This is a genomic window from Microbacterium sp. 4NA327F11 (assembly GCF_005503465.1).
GTDB classification, from domain to species: domain Bacteria; phylum Actinomycetota; class Actinomycetes; order Actinomycetales; family Microbacteriaceae; genus Microbacterium; species Microbacterium ginsengisoli.
Map to the genome: position 1 here is coordinate 17763 of NZ_SCOB01000022.1, position 17054 is coordinate 34816.

Below are 17054 nucleotides of genomic sequence, written 5' to 3' on the forward strand. Positions count from 1 at the left end.
ATCAGCCCGGGAGCGTCACGGCGACCGGCTCGAAGCTGAACGGGCCGGGGCACGACCCGAACACGGGCGCCTCGGCCTTGTGGCCGATCGTGAAGGTCTGATCGATGAGCACCGAGCCGGCGTCGGTGACGCGCACCGTGATGAGCGACGTGTCGCCCGCGGGAGGGGTGGCGTACGGCGCCTGCTGGGGCACCTCGACCCGCGTGCGTTCGACGATCGTGAGGGCCGAAGGCGCGCATCCGGCGCCGAAGCAGGCCGCCAGGCTCGCCGACGCCGGCAGCGCGGGGGTGAACTCGAGCACCGCCGGACCGCTGTAGACGTAGCCGATCGCGGGGCAGGCAGTCGGGCCGACGGCACACGCCGGGGTGAGCACGGCGACAGCGAGCGCCACAGCACCCGCACCCGCCCACCTGCCTCTCATGCCGCCGAGGCTAGCGGGGCCGAGTGACCCGGGGCTGAACCGATGCCCGATCGAGATGAACATTCTCACGGTGCGCGTGGGCGCGGAGCCGCGGCATCCGGAGCACACTGACGGCATGCACCAGACGCCGGTGTACTACTACTCGTCCACCTCGAACCTCACCCGCCGGTTCGCCGAGCACCTGACCGAGAACGACGGCAGGCCCGTGCGCGACCTCGCCGACGCCGAGGTGCGACAGAGCGAAGCGGATGCCCCGTGGGTGCTGCTCACGCCCTCATACAAGGCCGGCAACGACGATCAGGTGACGCTGCCCGCGGCGGTGCGGGCGTTCCTTCGGTCCGCCGTCACCCGGCGGAATCTCGTCGGCATCATCGGCTCGGGCAATCGCAACTTCGGTCGGTACTACCAGGCGGCTGCGCGTGAACTCGCGGAGCTGTCCGGGCGCCCCATCCTGTTCGAGTTCGAGCTCTCGGGTACCCCCGAAGACGTGACTCGATGCGCGGAGATCCTCGGGGAGCTCGACCGGGCGCTCGCCACCGGGTGACCCCTCAATCGCGCACGAGGGTTGCGGCGTCGGCGGTGAGGCGGGCGGCGACCGCGTCGAAGGGCGCGAGCGAGCGCTGAGCCCGTGCGATCGCCACAGCCCCCTCGATCGCGGCGAGCAGTGTCGTCGCGAACGATGCGGCGGCTGCGGCATCCACCCCTGTTGCGGCGAGCCGGGCCGCGAGGGCGTCGATCCATCCGCCGAAGAGGGTGCCGGCCGTGTCGCGCAGCGGCCCGTCGGTTGACGCGGTCACGGCGAGCAGGGAGCATCCGACAGCGAAGTCTGTCGCGACGAGCGTGTGTCGCCATACGGCGATGAAGGATGCCACGACCTCGACGGGGGTGTCGCCGGTGAAGCCACCGACGAGCGCGATGACCCGGTCGGCCTGCCGGCGCACCGCCAGCTCGACCAGCTCGTCCTTGCCGCCCGGGAAGTGGTGATAGATCGACCCGCGGGGTGCGCCCGAGGCGGCGATGACGTCGCTGAACGAGGTGGCCTGATAGCCGCGCTCAGCCAGCAGCCGCGCCGCGGTGTCGGCCATCTGCTCCCGCGCGCCGCTCAGGACTCGCCCCGCAGCGACGCGATCTCGGCGCGCGCGGCGCCGACGATTTCGGCGTTCGTGTGCGCGTGGCCCCACAGGCCCCAGCCGCCTTCGGGGGCCTCGGTGAGCAGCACCCAGGTGCGCTCGCGCCAGCTCGGGTCGCCCGCGGCGTCCGCCACGAGATCGGTGAGCGCGCTCACGACGGCGAGCTGCTTGTCGCGGTCGAGTGCACCGGCGTTGGTCAGCACCTGCACGCGCACGTGATCGCTCGATCCGTCGACATCGGACAGTGCCGCGGCGGGAAGCTCATGAACGAACGCGGCGGTGTTCGCCCGGAACATCGGGATGTCGGGCACCTGCTCGACGTCCTTCACGGCGGCGGCGGCACGCTGGACGAGGGAATGCACGTCGGCGATGAGTCCGGCGGGAACGTAGATGTCGATCATGGGCATGGGGAGCCTCCGAGGTCGCGAAGTATGATGCTCGTCATACTATGACGGCCGTCATATGACCCGCAACCGCGTCACTGCGTGAAGAGGTTGCGCAGCAGGGTCAGGTAGACGATCGCGAACACCGCGACGATGCCGACGTTGACGGCGAGGCGCCACCAGAGGTGGTCGCGCAAGAACGCCACGTCGAGCCCGACGATGAGCCCACCCATCACGAGCAGGTAGATGACGACGAACACGGTGTGCTTCATGGTGGCCTCCGGATCGGATGTCTCGGCACCATCCTGCCCCCACTCGCGCCCGCCCGCTCCGCCCTCCCTAGGCTGGGCTCATGAAGTCGGATGCTCCGGATCCGCGCGCGTGCCCGACGTGCGGCGATCCTCTGCGATTCGAGATCCTCGACGACGAACGCTTCCTCGTCGCATGGTCGTGCGTGAACTGCGGACTGATCCGCACGACCGAGCCGGTCTGAGACCCACATACGCGAAACGGCCCGCCGAAGCGGGCCGTTTCACTTACTGTCTCAACACAGTGTGCGCCCGAAGGGACTCGAACCCCTAACCTTCTGATCCGTAGTCAGATGCTCTATCCATTGAGCTACGGGCGCATGTTCTCGCGGCCTTTTCGGCGCGCGGGCACCAGGAGAGCATACCCCAGGACGTGCTCCCGGAACGAATCGTGGATGCCGCGGCCCGCGGCATCCCCTCACTCGTCGAGTTCGCTCAGGTCGATGCCCGATGCCTTCGGCGCGGCACCCGAGACGATCTCACCGCCCGGAAGCGCCTCGGGCTCCCCGTCGACGAGCCGCTTGCGGTGCGCGGCGAGCTTCGGCAGGTCGACGAGCTTGAGGCTCATCATGCGCGCCTTGCGCATCTTCTCGTAGTCGGGCTCGAGGTCGGGGCGCGCCGCCTCGATGCGCAGCCGCCGGTCGATGTTGCGCGAGACCTCGCTCCATGCCGCCTCGCGCGCCGCCTCGACGAGCTCGCGCAGCGTCGCCTCGTCGGCGGCACGCTGCTGCAACTCCTCGGCGATGCGCAGCGACTGCTTACGTCGACGCCGAAGATTCTTGACGTCGCGGCTGCGGTAGTCGTGGGTGCCGTCCGAGAGGCTGAACCGGCGGCTGGCGCGCTTGCGCTCCCGCTCCGCCCGCTTGCCGTCGGCCTCCGCCTCCCGCGCCAGCGCCAGCAGCGCCTCCTGCGCGTCGGGAAGGAACAGCTCGACATCGAAGTCGGCGTCCGACGAGATGAGCGCGACCAGCATGCGGTTCTTCAACGTCAGTCGCGTGGCGGCCGCCGCGATGTAGAGACCTTCGGCGACGACATCCTTCGTCTTGGCGACGCGTGCGGCATCGTTCGGGCTCTCGCCCTCCCGGCTCTTCCAGATCCGCGCCACAACCACTCCTGTGTCGAGGGTATCGCCCGCAGGCCTGTGAGGTCGATGACGGATGCCGCCCCTCACCCCGCGAGCTTGGTGATCACCGCCTCGACACGTCGCGCGCGGGTGTCGGCGGCCTTCGCGGACTCGACGCTCACGACGTGCGCCTTGCGGTGGCTGGGAGCGAGCGCGGCGAACGCGTCGGTGAGCCCTGCGGATGCGAGCGCGGCGGCGAGGTCGGCCGGAACCTTGACCTCGCGAGGCGCGGTATCGAGGGCGAGCTCGACGGTGATCGCGTCGCCCCCACCGATGCCGGTCGCCGCACGCTTGTCGGAGCTGAACGGCACGAGGAACAGCCCCTGCATCACCCCGACGGTCGAGCGGTACTCGTAGCCGTTGACGCTCACCACGACGGCGGGACGCTTGCCACCTCCGAGCGCCTCGAGCACCGCGGGCGGCACCTCGATGCCGGTGTTGTTGCCGAACTGCGACATGGTCGTCTCGAACCGCTGCGTCATGCGCACAGCGTAGGCCCGCCCGGCGACGCCGGGTAAGGGGCGTAGCGACCTCGCTGCAGCAGCGCAACCCCCGGCATCCGTCGACGCCGGCCGCGTACCGTCACCGGTGTCCGTACACACTTCACGAAAGGGGTATCGACATGGGACTCATCGATGACGCCAAGGACGTCGCGGAGACCGCCGGCCGCAAGGTCAAGGAGGGCTTCGAGGACGCCAAGGACCGCATCGGCGACAAGGTCGACGAGGTCAAGGCCGACGCGAACGTCAAGAAGGCCGAAGCCGAGAAGGAGCGGGTCGAGAAGCGCAACGAGCTCAAGGAGCAGTTGCGCGGCGAGTGACCGCTCCGCTGAGCCCGTCGCTCAGCGTCGCGCGGCAGGAATGTGTCGAGGCCCCCGGGATGATCTCCCGGGGGCCTCGATGCGTGGGGCTCAGAGGGCGGCGAGCGCCTGCTCGAGGTCGGCCACGAGGTCGTCGACCGACTCGATGCCCACCGACAGCCGCACGACAGACTCCGGCACGGCGAGCTCGGTGCCGCGCACCGAGGCGTGGGTCATCTCGTCGGGGTAGTTGACCAGCGACTCGACGCCGCCGAGCGACTCGGCGAGTGTGAAGAGGCGCGTCGACTCGGCGAAACGGCGGGCGGATGCCCCGTCGCCGAGGTCGAGCGTGACGATGCCGCCGAACGCCGACATCTGTCGCGCGGCGAGCTCGTGTCCCGGGTGCGAGGGGAGGCCGGGGTAGTAGACCCGGGCGACCCTGTCGTGCCCCTCGAGCACCTCGGCGATCTGCTGCGCGTTCTCGCTGTGCCGCTGCATGCGCACCGCGAGCGTCTTGATGCCGCGGGTCGTGAGCCACGCGTCGAGCGGCCCCGACACGGCACCGGCGGCGAACTGCAGGAAGCGCGCCTTCTCGGCGAGCGCGTCGTCGGCGATGACGAGTGCACCGCCGATCACGTCAGAGTGCCCACCGAGGTACTTGGTCGTCGAGTGCACGACGACGTCGGCGCCGAGCGGGAGCGGCTGCTGCAGGGCCGGGGAGGCGAAGGTGTTGTCGACGACGACGATCGCGCCGGCCTCGTGGCCGAGGCGGGCGAGCCCGGCGATGTCGGTGACGCGCAGCAGCGGGTTCGACGGGGTCTCGACCCAGACGATCTTCGCCGGACGCTCGGCGAGTGCCGCCTCGACCTGGGCGAGGTCGCTCATGTCGACGACCCGCAGGCCCACTCCCCAGGGCCCGAGGATGCGGGCGATCAGCCGGTAGGTGCCGCCGTAGACGTCGTTGCCGAGAAGCACCTCGTCGCCGGGCTGCAGTGCCGCGCGCAGCAGGGCGTCCTCGGCGGCGAGGCCCGACGCGAACGAGAGACCGTGCACGCCGCCTTCGATCGCCGCGATCTGACGCTCGAGGGCGGTGCGGGTGGGATTGCCGCCGCGGCCGTACTCATAGCCGCCGCGCAGCCCGCCGATGCCGTCCTGCGCGTACGTCGACGAGAAATGCACGGGCGGGATGACCGCGCCCGTCGTCGGGTCGAACTCCTGCCCGGCGTGCACCGCCAGGCTGTCGAAGCCGCGGGCGGACGAGGCGTGGTCGGTCATGCGTTCACTCCAGTGATCGGGGTCGGGGTCGGGACGTCGTAGCCGTGGGCGCGCATCCAGTCGTCGTCGTACAGCTTCGAGAGGTAGCCGCGGCCGTGGTCGGGCAGGAGCACGACGACCACGGCATGCTCGTCGAGGTCGCGCGCGACGCGCAGCGCACCGACCACCGCCATGCCGCTGGAGCCGCCGACGAGCAGACCCTCCTCGCGGGCGAGGCGCCGCGCCATCGCGAACGACTCCGCGTCGGACACGCGTTCGTAGGCGTCGACGACGGTCGGATCGAAGGCCTCCGGCCACATGTCCTCGCCGACGCCCTCGACGTCGTAGCCGTGCACGGGGCCGCCGGAGTAGATCGAGCCGACCGGGTCGACGCCGATGATGCGCACTGCGGAGCCCGCGGCATCCCGAAGGAAACGGCCCGTACCCGTGATGGTGCCCCCGGTGCCGACGCCCGCCACGAAGTGGGTCAGGCGTCCGTCGGTGTCACGCCAGATCTCGGGACCGGTCGAGCGGTAGTGGCTCGCCGGACCGTTCGGGTTCGCGTACTGATTCGGCTTGAAGGCACCCGGGATCTCACGAGCGAGGCGGTCGGACACGGAGTAGTAGGAGGTGGGGTCATCGGGTTCGACGTTCGTCGGCGTGACGACGACGTCGGCGCCGTATGCCCGCAGCACCGCCCGCTTGTCCTCGGCGACCTTGTCGGGCACGACGAACACGCACCGGTAGCCACGCTGCTGGGCGACGAGCGCGAGTCCGACGCCAGTGTTGCCCGAGGTCGGCTCGACGATCGTGCCGCCCGGGCGGAGCAGTCCGTCCCGCTCGGCGGCGTCGATGATGGATGCCGCGATGCGGTCCTTGCTCGAGCCGCCCGGGTTGAAGTACTCGACCTTGGCGAGCACGGTGGCACGGATGCCGGCGGTGACGGCGTTCAGACGGACGAGAGGCGTGTTGCCGACGAGGTCGGTCACGCTCGAGGCGTAGCGCACGAGAGATTCCTGGGGGTGGTGTCACGCGGGGGCGTGACGGCTGACGGGGGTCGATGAAGACGACGCGAAGGCGTCGATCAGCGACAACACAGACAGGTCAGCACGCGGCCACCCTACCCCGACCCACCCGGGAGCGCGCAACCCGTGACCGCCGCATCCCGATTCTCACGGCCGTCCGAATGGCGCTGGGCGCGCCGGGGACGTACTATTCACGAGGCCCAAGTCAGGTAAGCCTTACCTCCCATCGACCGAAGGTTCCCGTCATGCCCCGCCGTACCGCACGCCGTCTCGCCGCGGCATCCGCCGTTCTCGCCGTCGCCGTCAGCCTCGCCGCGTGCTCGTCCTCGTCGTCGCCCAGCGCGAGCGCATCCGGCGACATCTCCGGCCAGACCATCACGGTCTACAACGCACAGCACGAAGAACTCACCCAGGCATGGGCCGACGCGTTCACGAAGCAGACCGGTGTGAAGGTCGTCCTTCGCAACGGGGACGACTCCGAGCTCGGCAACCAGATCGTGCAGGAGGGCGCCGCATCGCCCGCCGACGTCTTCCTCACGGAGAACTCGCCGGCGATGTCGCTCGTCGAGAAGGCCGGGCTCTTCGCCCCGCTCGATGCCTCGACCCTCGACAACGTTCCGGCCGCCTACCGCCCCGCCAGCGGCGACTGGACCGGCATCGCCGCCCGCTCGACGGTGATGGTCTACAACCCGTCGCTCATCTCCGCCGACCAGCTGCCGACGTCGATCATGGACCTCGAGAAGCCGGAGTGGAAGGGCAAGTGGGCGGCATCCCCCACCGGGGCCGACTTCCAGGCGATCGTGTCCGCGATCCTGCAGCAGAAGGGCGTCGATGCGACGACCGCCTGGCTCGACGCGATGAAGCAGAACTCCGTCGCCTACAAGGGCAACTCGACCGTCATGAAGGCCGTCAACTCCGGCCAGGTGCCGCTCGGCATCATCTACCACTACTACTGGTTCATCGATCAGTCGAAGACGAAGGAGAACAGCAACAACACGAAGCTGGCCTACTTCACGAACCAGGACCCGGGCGCCTTCGTCAGCATCTCGGGCGGTGGCGTGCTGAAGTCCAGCACCCACCAGCAGGCGGCACAGGCGTTCATCGCGTTCATCACCTCCGCCGCGGGCCAGCAGGTGCTGCGCGACGGCACCAGCTTCGAGTACGCGATCGGCAGCGGCGTCGCCTCCAACCCGGCGCTGCCGGCGCTCGACACGCTGCAGCCGCCAGCGATCGACCCCTCAACCCTCAACAGCTCGCAGGTCTCCGACCTCATGACCGCGGCGGGGCTGATCTGATCTGACCGCTCTCGCTGCGAGCGCCCCGATCGGCGGCGCGACCCTCCGGCGCCGGGCTCGTCGAGCCCCGGCGCCGCTGGTCGTGCTCACGCTCGTGGTCGCCGCGCTCATGCTCGTGCCCGTCGGCTTCGTCGCCTGGGTCGCGATCGATGAGGGCTGGGCGCAGCTGGCGCCGCTCATCTTCCGGCCGCGGGTCGGCGAGCTGCTGCTGAACACGATCGGCCTGGTCGTGGTGGGGGTTCCGCTGTGCCTGGTCGTGGGGGTGCTCGCCGCATGGGTCGTCGAGCGCACCGCCCTCCCGGGGAGGCGCGTCTGGGCCATCGCGCTCGCTGCTCCGCTCGCGATGCCCGCATTCGTCAGCAGCTACGGATGGGTGTCGGCGGTGCCCTCCCTCGGCGGACTGTCGGGAGGGCTCCTCGTCGCGGTGGGCGCGTACTATCCCCTCGTCTACCTCCCCGCCCTCGCCGCCCTACGGCGGCTCGACCCGGCGCTCGAGGAGTCCGCCCGCGCGCTCGGGCACGGCCCCGTGCGCACCTTCCTGCGCGTGACCCTCCCCCAGCTGCGCATCGCGATCCTCGGCGGCGGACTGGTCGTCGGGCTGCACCTGCTCGCCGAGTACGGCGCCTTCGCACTGCTGCGGTTCGACACCTTCACCACCGCGATCGTCAGCCAGTTCCAGTCGACGTTCGCGGGTCCTGCCGCCAACGCACTCGGCGTGGTGCTCGCGCTGCTGTGCCTCGTGCTGCTCGTCGGCGAGGCGTCGGCACGCGGCTCCGCGCGCTACGCACGCATCGGCCGCGGTGCGCCGCGCCCCGCCGTGCCACACCGACTCGGGTGGCGCGCGGTGCCCGTGGCCCTGGCACTGACCCTCGTGCTCGCACTCGCTGTCGGTGTGCCGGGCGTGAGCCTCGTGCGCTGGGCCCTGCGCCCGGAGGCCTGGGCGGCCGGCGACCTGCTCTCCACCCTCGGGCAGACCCTGATGCTCTCGGCGGGCGGCGCGATCGCGGCGACCGTCATCGCCCTGCCCGGCGCGTGGCTCGCGGTGCGGTACCCGGGCCGCATGTCCCGCGTGATCGAAGGCGCGATGTACCTCGCGAGCAGCCTGCCGACGATCATCGTCGCCCTCGCGCTCGTGACGGTCACCCTGCGGGTGCTTCCGGCCGTCTACCAGACGCCGGTCACGGTGATCTCGGCCTACGTCATCGTGTTCCTGCCGCGGGCGCTGGTGAGCCTGCGCACCGGCCTCGCCCAGGTGCCGCGCGGGCTCGAAGAGGCGGCGCGCGCTCTCGGGCGCAGCTCGCTCGGCGCGAAGCTGACGGTCACCGCGCCGCTCATGCTCTCGTCGTTCGGCGCGGCTCTCGCACTCACCGGCCTCGGCTGCGCGAACGAGCTCACGGCGACTCTGCTGCTCGCCCCGGCCGGCACCAGCACGCTCGCGACCCAGTTCTGGTCGGCGACGATCAACGCCGACTTCGCATCGGCCGCACCATATGCGATCCTGCTGATCGCCCTGTCGGTGCCGAGCGTCGCACTGCTCCTCGCCGACGCCCGCCGGAAGAAGACCGCATGACCTCCCTCGACCTCGCCCAGGTGTCGGTGACCCTGGGCGGACACCCCGTTCTGCACGACGTCTCGCTGCGGCTCGCGGACGGAGAGCGTCTGGCCGTCGTCGGCCCCTCGGGCAGTGGCAAGACGACGCTCCTTCGGGCGATCGCCGGCTTCGAGCGCATCACCCGCGGCGAGATCCGACTCGGCGATGATCTGGTCGCCTCCGCCGAGCGTCAGGTCGCGTCGCACCGCCGCCGGGTCGGCTACGTCGCGCAGGACGGCGCCCTCTTCCCCCACCTGACCGCGCGCGCCAACATCGCCTTCGGCCTCGGCGGGGTCGCGCGTGGCGCCCGGGGTGACGCGGTCGCCGCGGCATCCGCTCTCGCCGGCATCGAGCCCGACCTGCTCGAGCGCTATCCGCACGAGATCTCCGGCGGCCAGCAGCAGCGTGTCTCGCTCGCCCGCGCACTCGCGCCCCACCCGCGCGTGCTGCTGCTCGACGAGCCCTTCAGCGCCCTCGACACGGCGCTGCGCGCCCAGGTGCGCACGCAGGTCGTCGATGCTCTCGACCGCGCCGGCGTGACGACGGTGCTCGTCACCCACGATCCCGCCGAAGCGCTCGCCTTCGGCCACGCGATCGCGGTGCTCGACGGCGGACGCCTGCAGCAGGCGGGAAGCTGCGCTGAGGTCTACGCGGCACCGGCCACGCCGCAGGTCGCGCGCCTGCTCGGCGACACCGTGCTACTGCCCGCGACACGCGAGGCGGGGTCGGCCCGATGCCCGCTCGGCCTCGTGCCGGTGGGTACGGACGCGGCAGGCGCAGCATCCGCTCTCGTCGTCATGGTGCGTCCCGAGCAGCTTCGAGTGACGACGGATGCCACGGCCCCCGCCGTGCGCGTGCTCGACGTCGTCGAGACCGGTGGCACCGCCCTCGTCACGGTCGTGTGCGACGACGGCACCGAGGCGCGGGTGCCGCTGCGCGTGTTCGGCGTCGACCTTCCCGCCGTGGGCGACACCGTCGGCGTCGTGGTGGACGGCGCGGGCGTGCTCTACGCGGCCTGAGCGCTCAGCGGCCGGATCGATGCCGCGCGGCTGCCGCGCCGGTCACAGACCGAGGTCGGATGCGGCGACCGGGGCCGTGCCCGCCACGCTGCGCCGCTGACGGATGATCGCGACGACGATCACCATGACCAGCGCGAATCCGAGCGACACCCAGCCGCTGCCGACGCCTACCCCTCCCTCGTCGACGGGCTTGCCGAGCCAGTCGGCGACCGAGGCGCCGAGCGGACGGGTGAGCACGTAGGCGAACCAGAACGCGAAAACGGCGCCGAAGCGCAGGAAGCGGTAGCCGAGTGCCGGAACGAGGATGAGCACCGCGAACACGAGGATCGACGGAGCGTAGCCGAGTCCCAGGGTCACCGCGGCGAAGTCGCCGACCGCCGTGCCGAGGGCGAAGGTGCCGATGACGGCCGCCCAGTAGAACGCCTCGCGCCGGGTCGTGGTGATCGCGTGCACCGACAGGGTGCGCTCCACCCGCCACCAGACGAGGAAGACGGCCGCGAGGAACACCGCGTAGAGCGTCGCCGACACCGCATACGGAAGGCCCACGACGACGTGCGCGACATCGGCGGCCATCGTGCCGAAGACGCCCACCATCGCGACGGCGAACCAGTAGACCTCGGGCACGTAGCGCCGACGCGTGAACTGCAGCGCCAGTGCCGCGCAGAACAGCACGAACGCGATCAGCACGGCGACCACCGGCGGCAGCACCCGGATCGAGAAGTCCGACAGCGCCTCGCCCAGCGCCGTCGACGCGGCTTTGGCCACCCAGAACGACGGCGTCGGATCGGGCACGCGCGAGCGCGCGGCATCCGAAGTCGTCGCGCTCATGCGCGCTTGGCCTTCGAGCGCTTCACGAGCGCCCCGATGACGACCGGCGCGACGGTCACGAGCACGATCGCGATGCTGATCCACTCGATGTTGTTGGCGACCCACGGCACCCCGCCGAGCAGGGCGCCGGCGAGCCCGAGAATGCCCGCCCAGATCACGGCGCCGATCGCGTTCCACATCGAGAAGCGGGCACGCGGCATGTCGGAGACGCCCGCCGCGGGCGAGATGTAGGTGCGCACGATCGGCACGAAACGGGCCAGGATGATCGCGCCCACCCCGTAGCGCTCGAAGAAGCCGTGTGCTTCGGCGAGGTACTCAGGCTTGAACAGCCGCGCCCCGGGACGGAAGAGGCGCCGCCCGTAGCGACGACCGATCCAGAACGACAGCTCGGCGCCGACGATCGCGGCGACCGCGGCGATCGCCGCGATCAGCACCCAGGAGGTGTTCAGCGGCACCGCGAGGATCGCCGCGGCGAACAGGAGGCTGTCGCCGGGCAGGAAGGGGAAGAACAGACCGTTCTCGATGAAGACGATGACGGCGACGAGCACGAGGGCGAGGGGACCGAGGCTTCCGAGACTTTCGATGATGTTCACGCGCCCATCCTGGCGGTGCGATTCAAAGAATGCGCCGAGATTCGGGCCTCAGGATGCCGCGGGGCTACGCTCGCGCTGTGAATCCGCCGACCGACCTGCTCCCCTCGCTCGTCGGTGTCGGGGTGCTCGCGGCCGTCACGACGGTCGTGCTCGCCGCCTTCCGCGTGCCGGGCCTGTGGTCGCCGCTGCTGGCGATCGTGCGCGGCGCGGTGCAGCTCGCGGTGATCAGCGTGCTGCTGACCGGACTCATCACCGACGCGAGGCTGATCACACTGACCCTCGTCGCGATGTTCGTGATCGCGGCGTCGGTCGCGACCGGACGCATCGGATGGTCCCGGCGCCACGCGGCGATGATGACGACATCCATCGTGTCGGGGGTCGTGTTCGCGACGACGATCGTGTTCGCGACCGGTGCGCTCGAGCTGACCGCACGCTACGCGCTGGCGATCGGCGCGATCGTCATCGGCAACGCCATGAGCATCGCGACCCTCACCGGCCGCATGTTCACCCGCGGAATCGTCGACCACTGGGACGAGGTGGAGGGGTGGCTCGCCCTCGGCGCGCGGCCCCGGCAGTCGACCCTGGCGCTGGCGCGGCAGGCCGTGCGCGATGCCCTCATCCCCTCGATCGACCAGACCAAGACGACCGGTCTCGTCGTGCTGCCGGGCGCCTTCGTCGGCGCGATCTTCGGGGGGATCTCGCCGCTGGAGGCGGGCCGGTTCCAGATCGTCGTGCTCGCGGCCATCATGGCGGCCGGGGCGGTCACATCCGTGCTCGTCGCGCTCTGGATGGGACCGGTGCGGGTGAAACCCGCCGACCTGCGGTAGCTGCGGGAATGCGCGAACGCCCCCGGCCCGTACTCGGGCCAGGGGCGCTCCGTCTGTGCGCGGGTCGGCGCGGTCGATGGGTCAGGCGGCGGGAGTCGCGCCCTCGGTCACGGTGACCGCCTCGGCGGCGCCGGCCACGGCCACCTTGCGCGGCTTCGCCTTCTCGCTGACGGGCAGGGTCACACTCAACACGCCGTCACGGTAGCTCGCCGAGATGGTCTCCGTGTCGATGCCACGCCCGAGCTGCAGCTGGCGCAGGTAGGCGCCGGCTTCCCGCTCGCGGGTGATCCAGCTGACGCCCTCGCCGCTGGGCAGGGTGCGCTCGGCGCGGATGGTGAGCAGCTGTCCGTCGACGTCGACGTCGATCGAACCCGGGTCGACGCCCGGGAGGTCGGCGGTGAGCACGTAGTGGTCGCCGTCGCGGTAGACGTCCATCGGCATCTGGCGCGGACCACGGCGGGTCTGGTCGAGAGTCGTGGTCGCGAAGCGCTCCAGGTCGCGGAGCAGGTCGTAGGTCGCCATGGGTTCTCCTGTGTGAGCGGGGCGGATGCAGCATCCACCCGGGTCTGCGAAAGTTGAGTCTGATTGGCTCAACTAGTGTGAGATTAGCACTCGGGCACTGAGAGTGCCAGCGAAAGCGGCGTCGTTCACCGACGGCGAAATGGGTGAGATCCCGGGCGGCATCGCCCCGTCGCGTCCGGAGCCCACGACTGCGCATTGTGCACAGTCCCCCGGAGCAGGCCGGCTCGCCGAAGGATGCCACGCCCATCGGCGGACCGAAGACCCTACTTCCGCCCGGCCCGCCCGCCGAACGCGCGGCGAAGGGCTGCCGGCGCTCCTGCACCGGCAGCCCTCTTCGCATGGCGGATCAACTGGCGCCGAGCTTCTCCTTCAGCGCCGCGGTGCGCTCCGCCGCATCGGCCTTGCGCTCGGCCTTGCGCTGCTCACGCGCGTGACGCCGCGCCTCCTTCTCGGCTTCACGGTAGGCCTCCTCGGCGGCCTCCATCTCGTCGAGCACCTCCTCGCGCGGGCGCCGGATGACGACGCCGTCGAGCTTCGCCATCTCACCGTCGACGACCTCACGGGCGTACTCGGTGACCTCGGCGACGAGGGCGGTGCCGCCGATCGGGATGGCACTGCTGATCTGCTCGAGCGCGCCCGCTGAGCGGTCGACGCGCCGCAGATCGAAGGCGCCGCCCACGAGCAGCCCGCCCGTCCAGCCGAGCAGCATGCCGATGGGTCCGCCGATCACGCCGATCAGGAGTCCCACGAGGCTGCCGCCCCAGGTGCCTACGGCGCCGTTGTTGTCGACGCCGTCGGGCATCGAGATGCGCCCGTCGGCGTCGCGGGTGACGACGGCCGCGGCGGCGACGTCGACGCGGCCTTCCATGCCTGCTCCCTTCAGCTCGCTGAGCGCCTGGAAGGCGTTCGAGCGGTCGTCGAAGGTGACGGCGATGATGTTCGATTCGGGCATGACGGTGACCTCCTGATCACGGGGGATGTTCGCGGGCGGTTGTCCCGCATGACCACCACGATCGCGGTGTTCGCGTCGCCGCTCATCGGTCGCTTCGACCACTCTTCACAGCGCTCTCTGTGCAGAGTGCACGGTGCGCCTAGGCTGACCGCATGTCCTCCCCGGGTCGGCTGCGCGAGCTCGTTTGCACGCTCGACGGCGCCCCCACGACGGCCGCCTCACTGCCCGACGACGAGCTGGAACGCCTGCATGCCGCACTCGGCGAGGTGCCGGTGCGCTGGGTGGTCGCGACGGTGGACCACACGCTCGGTGTACTGAGAGCGCTGCCCGATGCGGACGCACTCGCGCCGTGGCCCCACATGCGCGCCCTCGCCGAGCACGTGCTCGCCGAGGCGATCGAGCGGTGCCTCGCATCGGAACCGACCACCCCCGACGAGCGCCTGGCAGAGCGCGCGTTCGCCGACGACATCGTCGCCCGCGACATTCCGCTGGGACGAGTCGTCGACACGATGCGCATGATGCAGCACGCGTGGCTCGACGCCCTCGTCTCTCGGGTGGTCGAACTCGGAGGGGCGGCCGCGGTCCCCGCACTCACCCGCGTCGTGACCCAGACCGTCGACGGGTGGGTGGGTGCGTTCATCTCGGCAATCGATGCGGAGCGGCGCCGTGCGTTCCAGTCGGAACACGCACGCCGGCGGGCGATGGTGCGCTCCCTCGTCGCCGGAGAAGCGGTCGACGACCAGGTGGCCTCATCCGTGCTGGGGGTTCCGGTCGAGAGCTGGCATCTGGCGAGCACGATCGGCGCGCCGCCCGGAGCGACGATGACCCCGCGCGCGGTGGACGCGATCGCCGATGCCGTGCAGCGCGCGGTCGGCACCACGCGCTCGGTGCGGCACGCGACAGGGTCCGGCGAGGTCTGGCTCTGGGTCACGACAGACAGCCCGGTGCGCGTGGAGTCCCTCGATGCCCTGCGATTCGACGACACACTGCTCGTCGGCATCGGCGAAGCCCATCCGGGTCGCGCGGGTTTCCGGAGAAGCCATCTGAGTCACTCGCGGCGCTCGCGGTGAGTCGGGGCGAGCATCGGCGCCGCGGCGCGCTCTACCGCGACGTCGCCCTGCGGGCGCTCCTGCTGCAGGACCCGGAACGGGCGATGTGGTTCGCCGAGACAGTGCTGCAAGACCTGTCGGCAGACACGGACGAGATGCCGAGCTGCGCGAGACGGTGCGAGTGTTCTTCGACACACGCATGCGCATCGCACCCGCCGCCGACCGCCTGTTCATCCATCGGAACACCCTGGTCATCAGGCTCGAGAAGGCCGAGCGGCTGATGGGTCATCGTCTCATCGAGCGAACCACGGCCACCCAGGCCGCGCTCGAGGTGCGCGCCTCCGAGGCGTTCATCGCGGCCCGCGCGCTGGCCGACTCCTGACGCACTCGAGAACTCACGGACAACGCGAAAACCCCCGGGTATCCGGGGGTTTCTGGCGGAGACGGAGGGATTTGAACCCTCGGTCCCCTTGCGAGGACTCCACCTTAGCAGGGTCGAGTAAGCCTGCCACTTGCCGCAATTTCGGAAACCAGATGCAGCGAATGCAACTACCTGCACAACATAGGGGCGACTGCAACTGTCCCCTGGCTGTCCCGCGCTGATGGCGAGAGGGGTGTCGTCTGCTGGAATCAACTTAGCGAGGCTTGCCCCCGTGTTCCAATCAAATAGTTGGCCTCCGTCAAAGCGGTCAATCCTGAGGCGTGGCGGAGACCTCGACGGTGGGGTTGGCATTGGCGCTCCCAACAACGACAGCCTCGAGGCCCGTCGACTCTCGCTCAAAGTCCGAGCTGAAGTGCTCTCTTTCGACGGAGGCCGGTGTCAGAGCTGCAAGTCTGCGGCCGCGACCGAAGTCGATCACATTGCCGGACCTAGTGGAGAGCGCACGAATCTTGAGGGCCTCTGCGCGCCCTGCCATCACGCGAAGACCGCTCAGAGCTTCCAACTGATGACCGAGGCGGACAAGGTGGTGCGCGACGAATGTTCTCGTTCGTGTTGGACGACGAGCCTCTTGTCGATGCATCCGACGAGAAACACTGGGATAAGGATTGTTGGCTCCAGTACTCGCGCCTGGCCCGAAAGCTCGCCGCGGACGCTCGCGACGATCTCGATGCCCGTGAATATGGAGACGGTGCCATCCCGCGCCCGGAACCATCCTTCGCGCGGATCGCGGAGCGCAATACGCCTCCTGGCTTTTCGGGCATCCACTCCGGCAGACCGGACTCCTCGGCTCAACGGGCCGCGTCGCCTCCAGCGTCGACAACGCGCTCATCGAATCGTTCTGGTCCACCATGCAACGCGAACTCTTGGACCGCTCGACCTGGACCAGCCGCGCCGAGTTGTCATCGGCGATGTTCGAATGGATCGAGGGCTTCTACAAGCCGACGAGACGGCACACCGCCCTCGGAAACCTCAGCCCCGTCGAGTTCGAACGACTTCACAACCACGCCGCGTCCGCGGCATGATCAACACACAAGAACCGTCCGGGAAACCGGGTCAGGCTACCAGCGCGGCTATCGATGCGGTGAATTCTTCACGATTTCGTCATCGATCGCGATTGTGAACTCGATCGTTGCCGATCTGGGTCCGCGCTCGTCGCGTTCACTGTGTCCGGTACATTCTGGGTTGCAGTCGCGGTTGGGGCCGTGTGCCGGGGCCGTGCTCGCGACGTTGCATGGGGTGTACCAGGAACGGCGTTATTCGCGGCAGCGGAGGCTGTTTGAATCATCCTCCCTTAGCCGCGAGGAAAAGACATGAAACCATCAGCATGAACCTTCCGGCTATCGGACACTCGTCGCTGGCGTGATACGCACCATCGAGCCGCTAGATGTACTTCCCCGGGAGGTTGTGAACGGGTGAGGTAGGCGAAGACCTCCGGGCAGGATGTGGGTTACCACACTCGCATCCTGACCACGGAGGTCTTCGTGTCTCACGCT

Annotated in this window: 22 protein-coding genes and 1 tRNA gene; 10 read left to right on the forward strand and 13 right to left on the reverse strand. The window is 69.9% G+C overall.

The window, feature by feature from the left end:
* Position 1: 1 nt before the first annotated feature.
* A complete protein-coding gene (locus FFS51_RS12520; protein WP_137878518.1) occupies positions 2-421 on the reverse strand; it encodes a hypothetical protein in 420 nt (139 codons plus the stop codon).
* Between the two features lie 115 nt (positions 422-536).
* Between FFS51_RS12520 and nrdI the strand changes: the two genes are divergently transcribed.
* Positions 537-965: a class Ib ribonucleoside-diphosphate reductase assembly flavoprotein NrdI gene (gene nrdI, locus FFS51_RS12525; RefSeq protein ID WP_045247195.1), complete on the forward strand. Its 429-nt coding sequence runs from the start codon at positions 537-539 to the stop codon at positions 963-965.
* A 4-nt stretch (positions 966-969) separates the two neighbouring features.
* On the opposite strand, the gene FFS51_RS12530 is transcribed toward nrdI, so the two are convergent.
* The 3 genes from FFS51_RS12530 to FFS51_RS14740 form a co-directional block, all read right to left on the reverse strand.
* Positions 970-1506, reverse strand: a complete 537-nt coding sequence (locus FFS51_RS12530; protein ID WP_137878519.1) for a TetR/AcrR family transcriptional regulator — start codon at positions 1504-1506, stop codon at positions 970-972.
* Positions 1507-1523: 17 nt separating this feature from the next.
* Positions 1524-1952: a tautomerase family protein gene (locus FFS51_RS12535; protein ID WP_212742819.1), complete on the reverse strand. Its 429-nt coding sequence runs from the start codon at positions 1950-1952 to the stop codon at positions 1524-1526.
* Between the two features lie 77 nt (positions 1953-2029).
* Entirely contained in the window at positions 2030-2206 is a 177-nt protein-coding gene (locus tag FFS51_RS14740) for a hypothetical protein (protein ID WP_048809182.1), read from the reverse strand.
* 80 nt (positions 2207-2286) lie between these two features.
* On the opposite strand from FFS51_RS14740, the gene FFS51_RS14745 reads away from it, so the two are divergent.
* Positions 2287-2427 carry a hypothetical protein gene (locus FFS51_RS14745; protein ID WP_171006185.1) on the forward strand — a complete coding sequence of 47 codons (141 nt, stop codon included), beginning with the start codon at positions 2287-2289 and terminating at the stop codon, positions 2425-2427.
* Between the two features lie 62 nt (positions 2428-2489).
* On the opposite strand, the gene FFS51_RS12540 is transcribed toward FFS51_RS14745, so the two are convergent.
* The 3 genes from FFS51_RS12540 to FFS51_RS12550 all read right to left on the reverse strand — a co-directional run bounded on the left by FFS51_RS12540 (position 2490) and on the right by FFS51_RS12550 (position 3847).
* A tRNA-Arg gene (locus FFS51_RS12540) sits at positions 2490-2562 on the reverse strand.
* A 98-nt stretch (positions 2563-2660) separates the two neighbouring features.
* On the reverse strand, positions 2661-3347 hold the full coding sequence (locus FFS51_RS12545; protein WP_048809181.1) for a hypothetical protein: 687 nt from the start codon (positions 3345-3347) through the stop codon (positions 2661-2663).
* A 62-nt stretch (positions 3348-3409) separates the two neighbouring features.
* On the reverse strand, positions 3410-3847 hold the full coding sequence (locus FFS51_RS12550; RefSeq protein WP_137878521.1) for a YdeI/OmpD-associated family protein: 438 nt from the start codon (positions 3845-3847) through the stop codon (positions 3410-3412).
* 140 nt (positions 3848-3987) lie between these two features.
* On the opposite strand from FFS51_RS12550, the gene FFS51_RS12555 reads away from it, so the two are divergent.
* Entirely contained in the window at positions 3988-4185 is a 198-nt protein-coding gene (locus FFS51_RS12555; protein WP_045247156.1) for a hypothetical protein, read from the forward strand.
* Positions 4186-4275: 90 nt separating this feature from the next.
* Here FFS51_RS12555 and FFS51_RS12560 read toward each other — a convergent pair whose 3' ends face one another.
* Both FFS51_RS12560 and FFS51_RS12565 read right to left on the reverse strand, forming a co-directional pair.
* Complete coding sequence (locus tag FFS51_RS12560; RefSeq protein ID WP_137878522.1) at positions 4276-5439, reverse strand: cystathionine gamma-synthase; 1164 nt, start codon at positions 5437-5439, stop codon at positions 4276-4278.
* Positions 5436-6407 carry a pyridoxal-phosphate dependent enzyme gene (locus tag FFS51_RS12565; RefSeq protein ID WP_249352721.1) on the reverse strand — a complete coding sequence of 324 codons (972 nt, stop codon included), beginning with the start codon at positions 6405-6407 and terminating at the stop codon, positions 5436-5438. The genes FFS51_RS12560 and FFS51_RS12565 overlap by 4 nt, the downstream gene beginning before the upstream one ends.
* Before the next feature lie 281 nt (positions 6408-6688).
* On the opposite strand from FFS51_RS12565, the gene FFS51_RS12570 reads away from it, so the two are divergent.
* The 3 genes from FFS51_RS12570 to FFS51_RS12580 all read left to right on the forward strand — a co-directional run bounded on the left by FFS51_RS12570 (position 6689) and on the right by FFS51_RS12580 (position 10348).
* Positions 6689-7738 (forward strand): iron ABC transporter substrate-binding protein, encoded by a 1050-nt coding sequence (locus FFS51_RS12570; protein WP_045247153.1) that lies wholly within the window; start codon positions 6689-6691, stop codon positions 7736-7738.
* Positions 7739-7847: 109 nt separating this feature from the next.
* Positions 7848-9308, forward strand: a complete 1461-nt coding sequence (locus FFS51_RS12575; protein WP_137878532.1) for an ABC transporter permease — start codon at positions 7848-7850, stop codon at positions 9306-9308.
* The gene (locus tag FFS51_RS12580) at positions 9305-10348 is read left to right on the forward strand and encodes an ABC transporter ATP-binding protein (RefSeq protein WP_137878524.1); all 1044 of its coding nucleotides are present in this window, start codon (positions 9305-9307) and stop codon (positions 10346-10348) included. The genes FFS51_RS12575 and FFS51_RS12580 overlap by 4 nt, the downstream gene beginning before the upstream one ends.
* A gap of 42 nt (positions 10349-10390) precedes the next feature.
* Here FFS51_RS12580 and FFS51_RS12585 read toward each other — a convergent pair whose 3' ends face one another.
* Positions 10391-11176, reverse strand: coding sequence for a COG4705 family protein (locus FFS51_RS12585; protein ID WP_137878525.1), 786 nt, complete (start codon positions 11174-11176; stop codon positions 10391-10393).
* Positions 11173-11769: a DedA family protein gene (locus tag FFS51_RS12590; RefSeq protein WP_137878526.1), complete on the reverse strand. Its 597-nt coding sequence runs from the start codon at positions 11767-11769 to the stop codon at positions 11173-11175. The genes FFS51_RS12585 and FFS51_RS12590 overlap by 4 nt, the downstream gene beginning before the upstream one ends.
* Before the next feature lie 53 nt (positions 11770-11822).
* Between FFS51_RS12590 and FFS51_RS12595 the strand changes: the two genes are divergently transcribed.
* Positions 11823-12596, forward strand: a complete 774-nt coding sequence (locus tag FFS51_RS12595) for an ABC transporter permease (RefSeq protein WP_137878527.1) — start codon at positions 11823-11825, stop codon at positions 12594-12596.
* Positions 12597-12677: 81 nt separating this feature from the next.
* On the opposite strand, the gene FFS51_RS12600 is transcribed toward FFS51_RS12595, so the two are convergent.
* Together FFS51_RS12600 and FFS51_RS12605 are read right to left on the reverse strand one after the other, a co-directional pair.
* Complete coding sequence (locus FFS51_RS12600) at positions 12678-13118, reverse strand: Hsp20/alpha crystallin family protein (RefSeq protein ID WP_045247147.1); 441 nt, start codon at positions 13116-13118, stop codon at positions 12678-12680.
* 346 nt (positions 13119-13464) lie between these two features.
* Positions 13465-14070: a DUF1269 domain-containing protein gene (locus FFS51_RS12605; protein WP_056208030.1), complete on the reverse strand. Its 606-nt coding sequence runs from the start codon at positions 14068-14070 to the stop codon at positions 13465-13467.
* A 152-nt stretch (positions 14071-14222) separates the two neighbouring features.
* On the opposite strand from FFS51_RS12605, the gene FFS51_RS12610 reads away from it, so the two are divergent.
* From FFS51_RS12610 to FFS51_RS14970, 3 genes are all read left to right on the forward strand, one after another.
* Positions 14223-15140, forward strand: coding sequence for a hypothetical protein (locus FFS51_RS12610; RefSeq protein WP_137878528.1), 918 nt, complete (start codon positions 14223-14225; stop codon positions 15138-15140).
* Between the two features lie 154 nt (positions 15141-15294).
* Positions 15295-15501 (forward strand): helix-turn-helix domain-containing protein, encoded by a 207-nt coding sequence (locus FFS51_RS12615; protein ID WP_283205738.1) that lies wholly within the window; start codon positions 15295-15297, stop codon positions 15499-15501.
* A 770-nt stretch (positions 15502-16271) separates the two neighbouring features.
* Positions 16272-16583 carry an integrase core domain-containing protein gene (locus FFS51_RS14970; protein WP_283205739.1) on the forward strand — a complete coding sequence of 104 codons (312 nt, stop codon included), beginning with the start codon at positions 16272-16274 and terminating at the stop codon, positions 16581-16583.
* Positions 16584-17054: the final 471 nt, after the last annotated feature.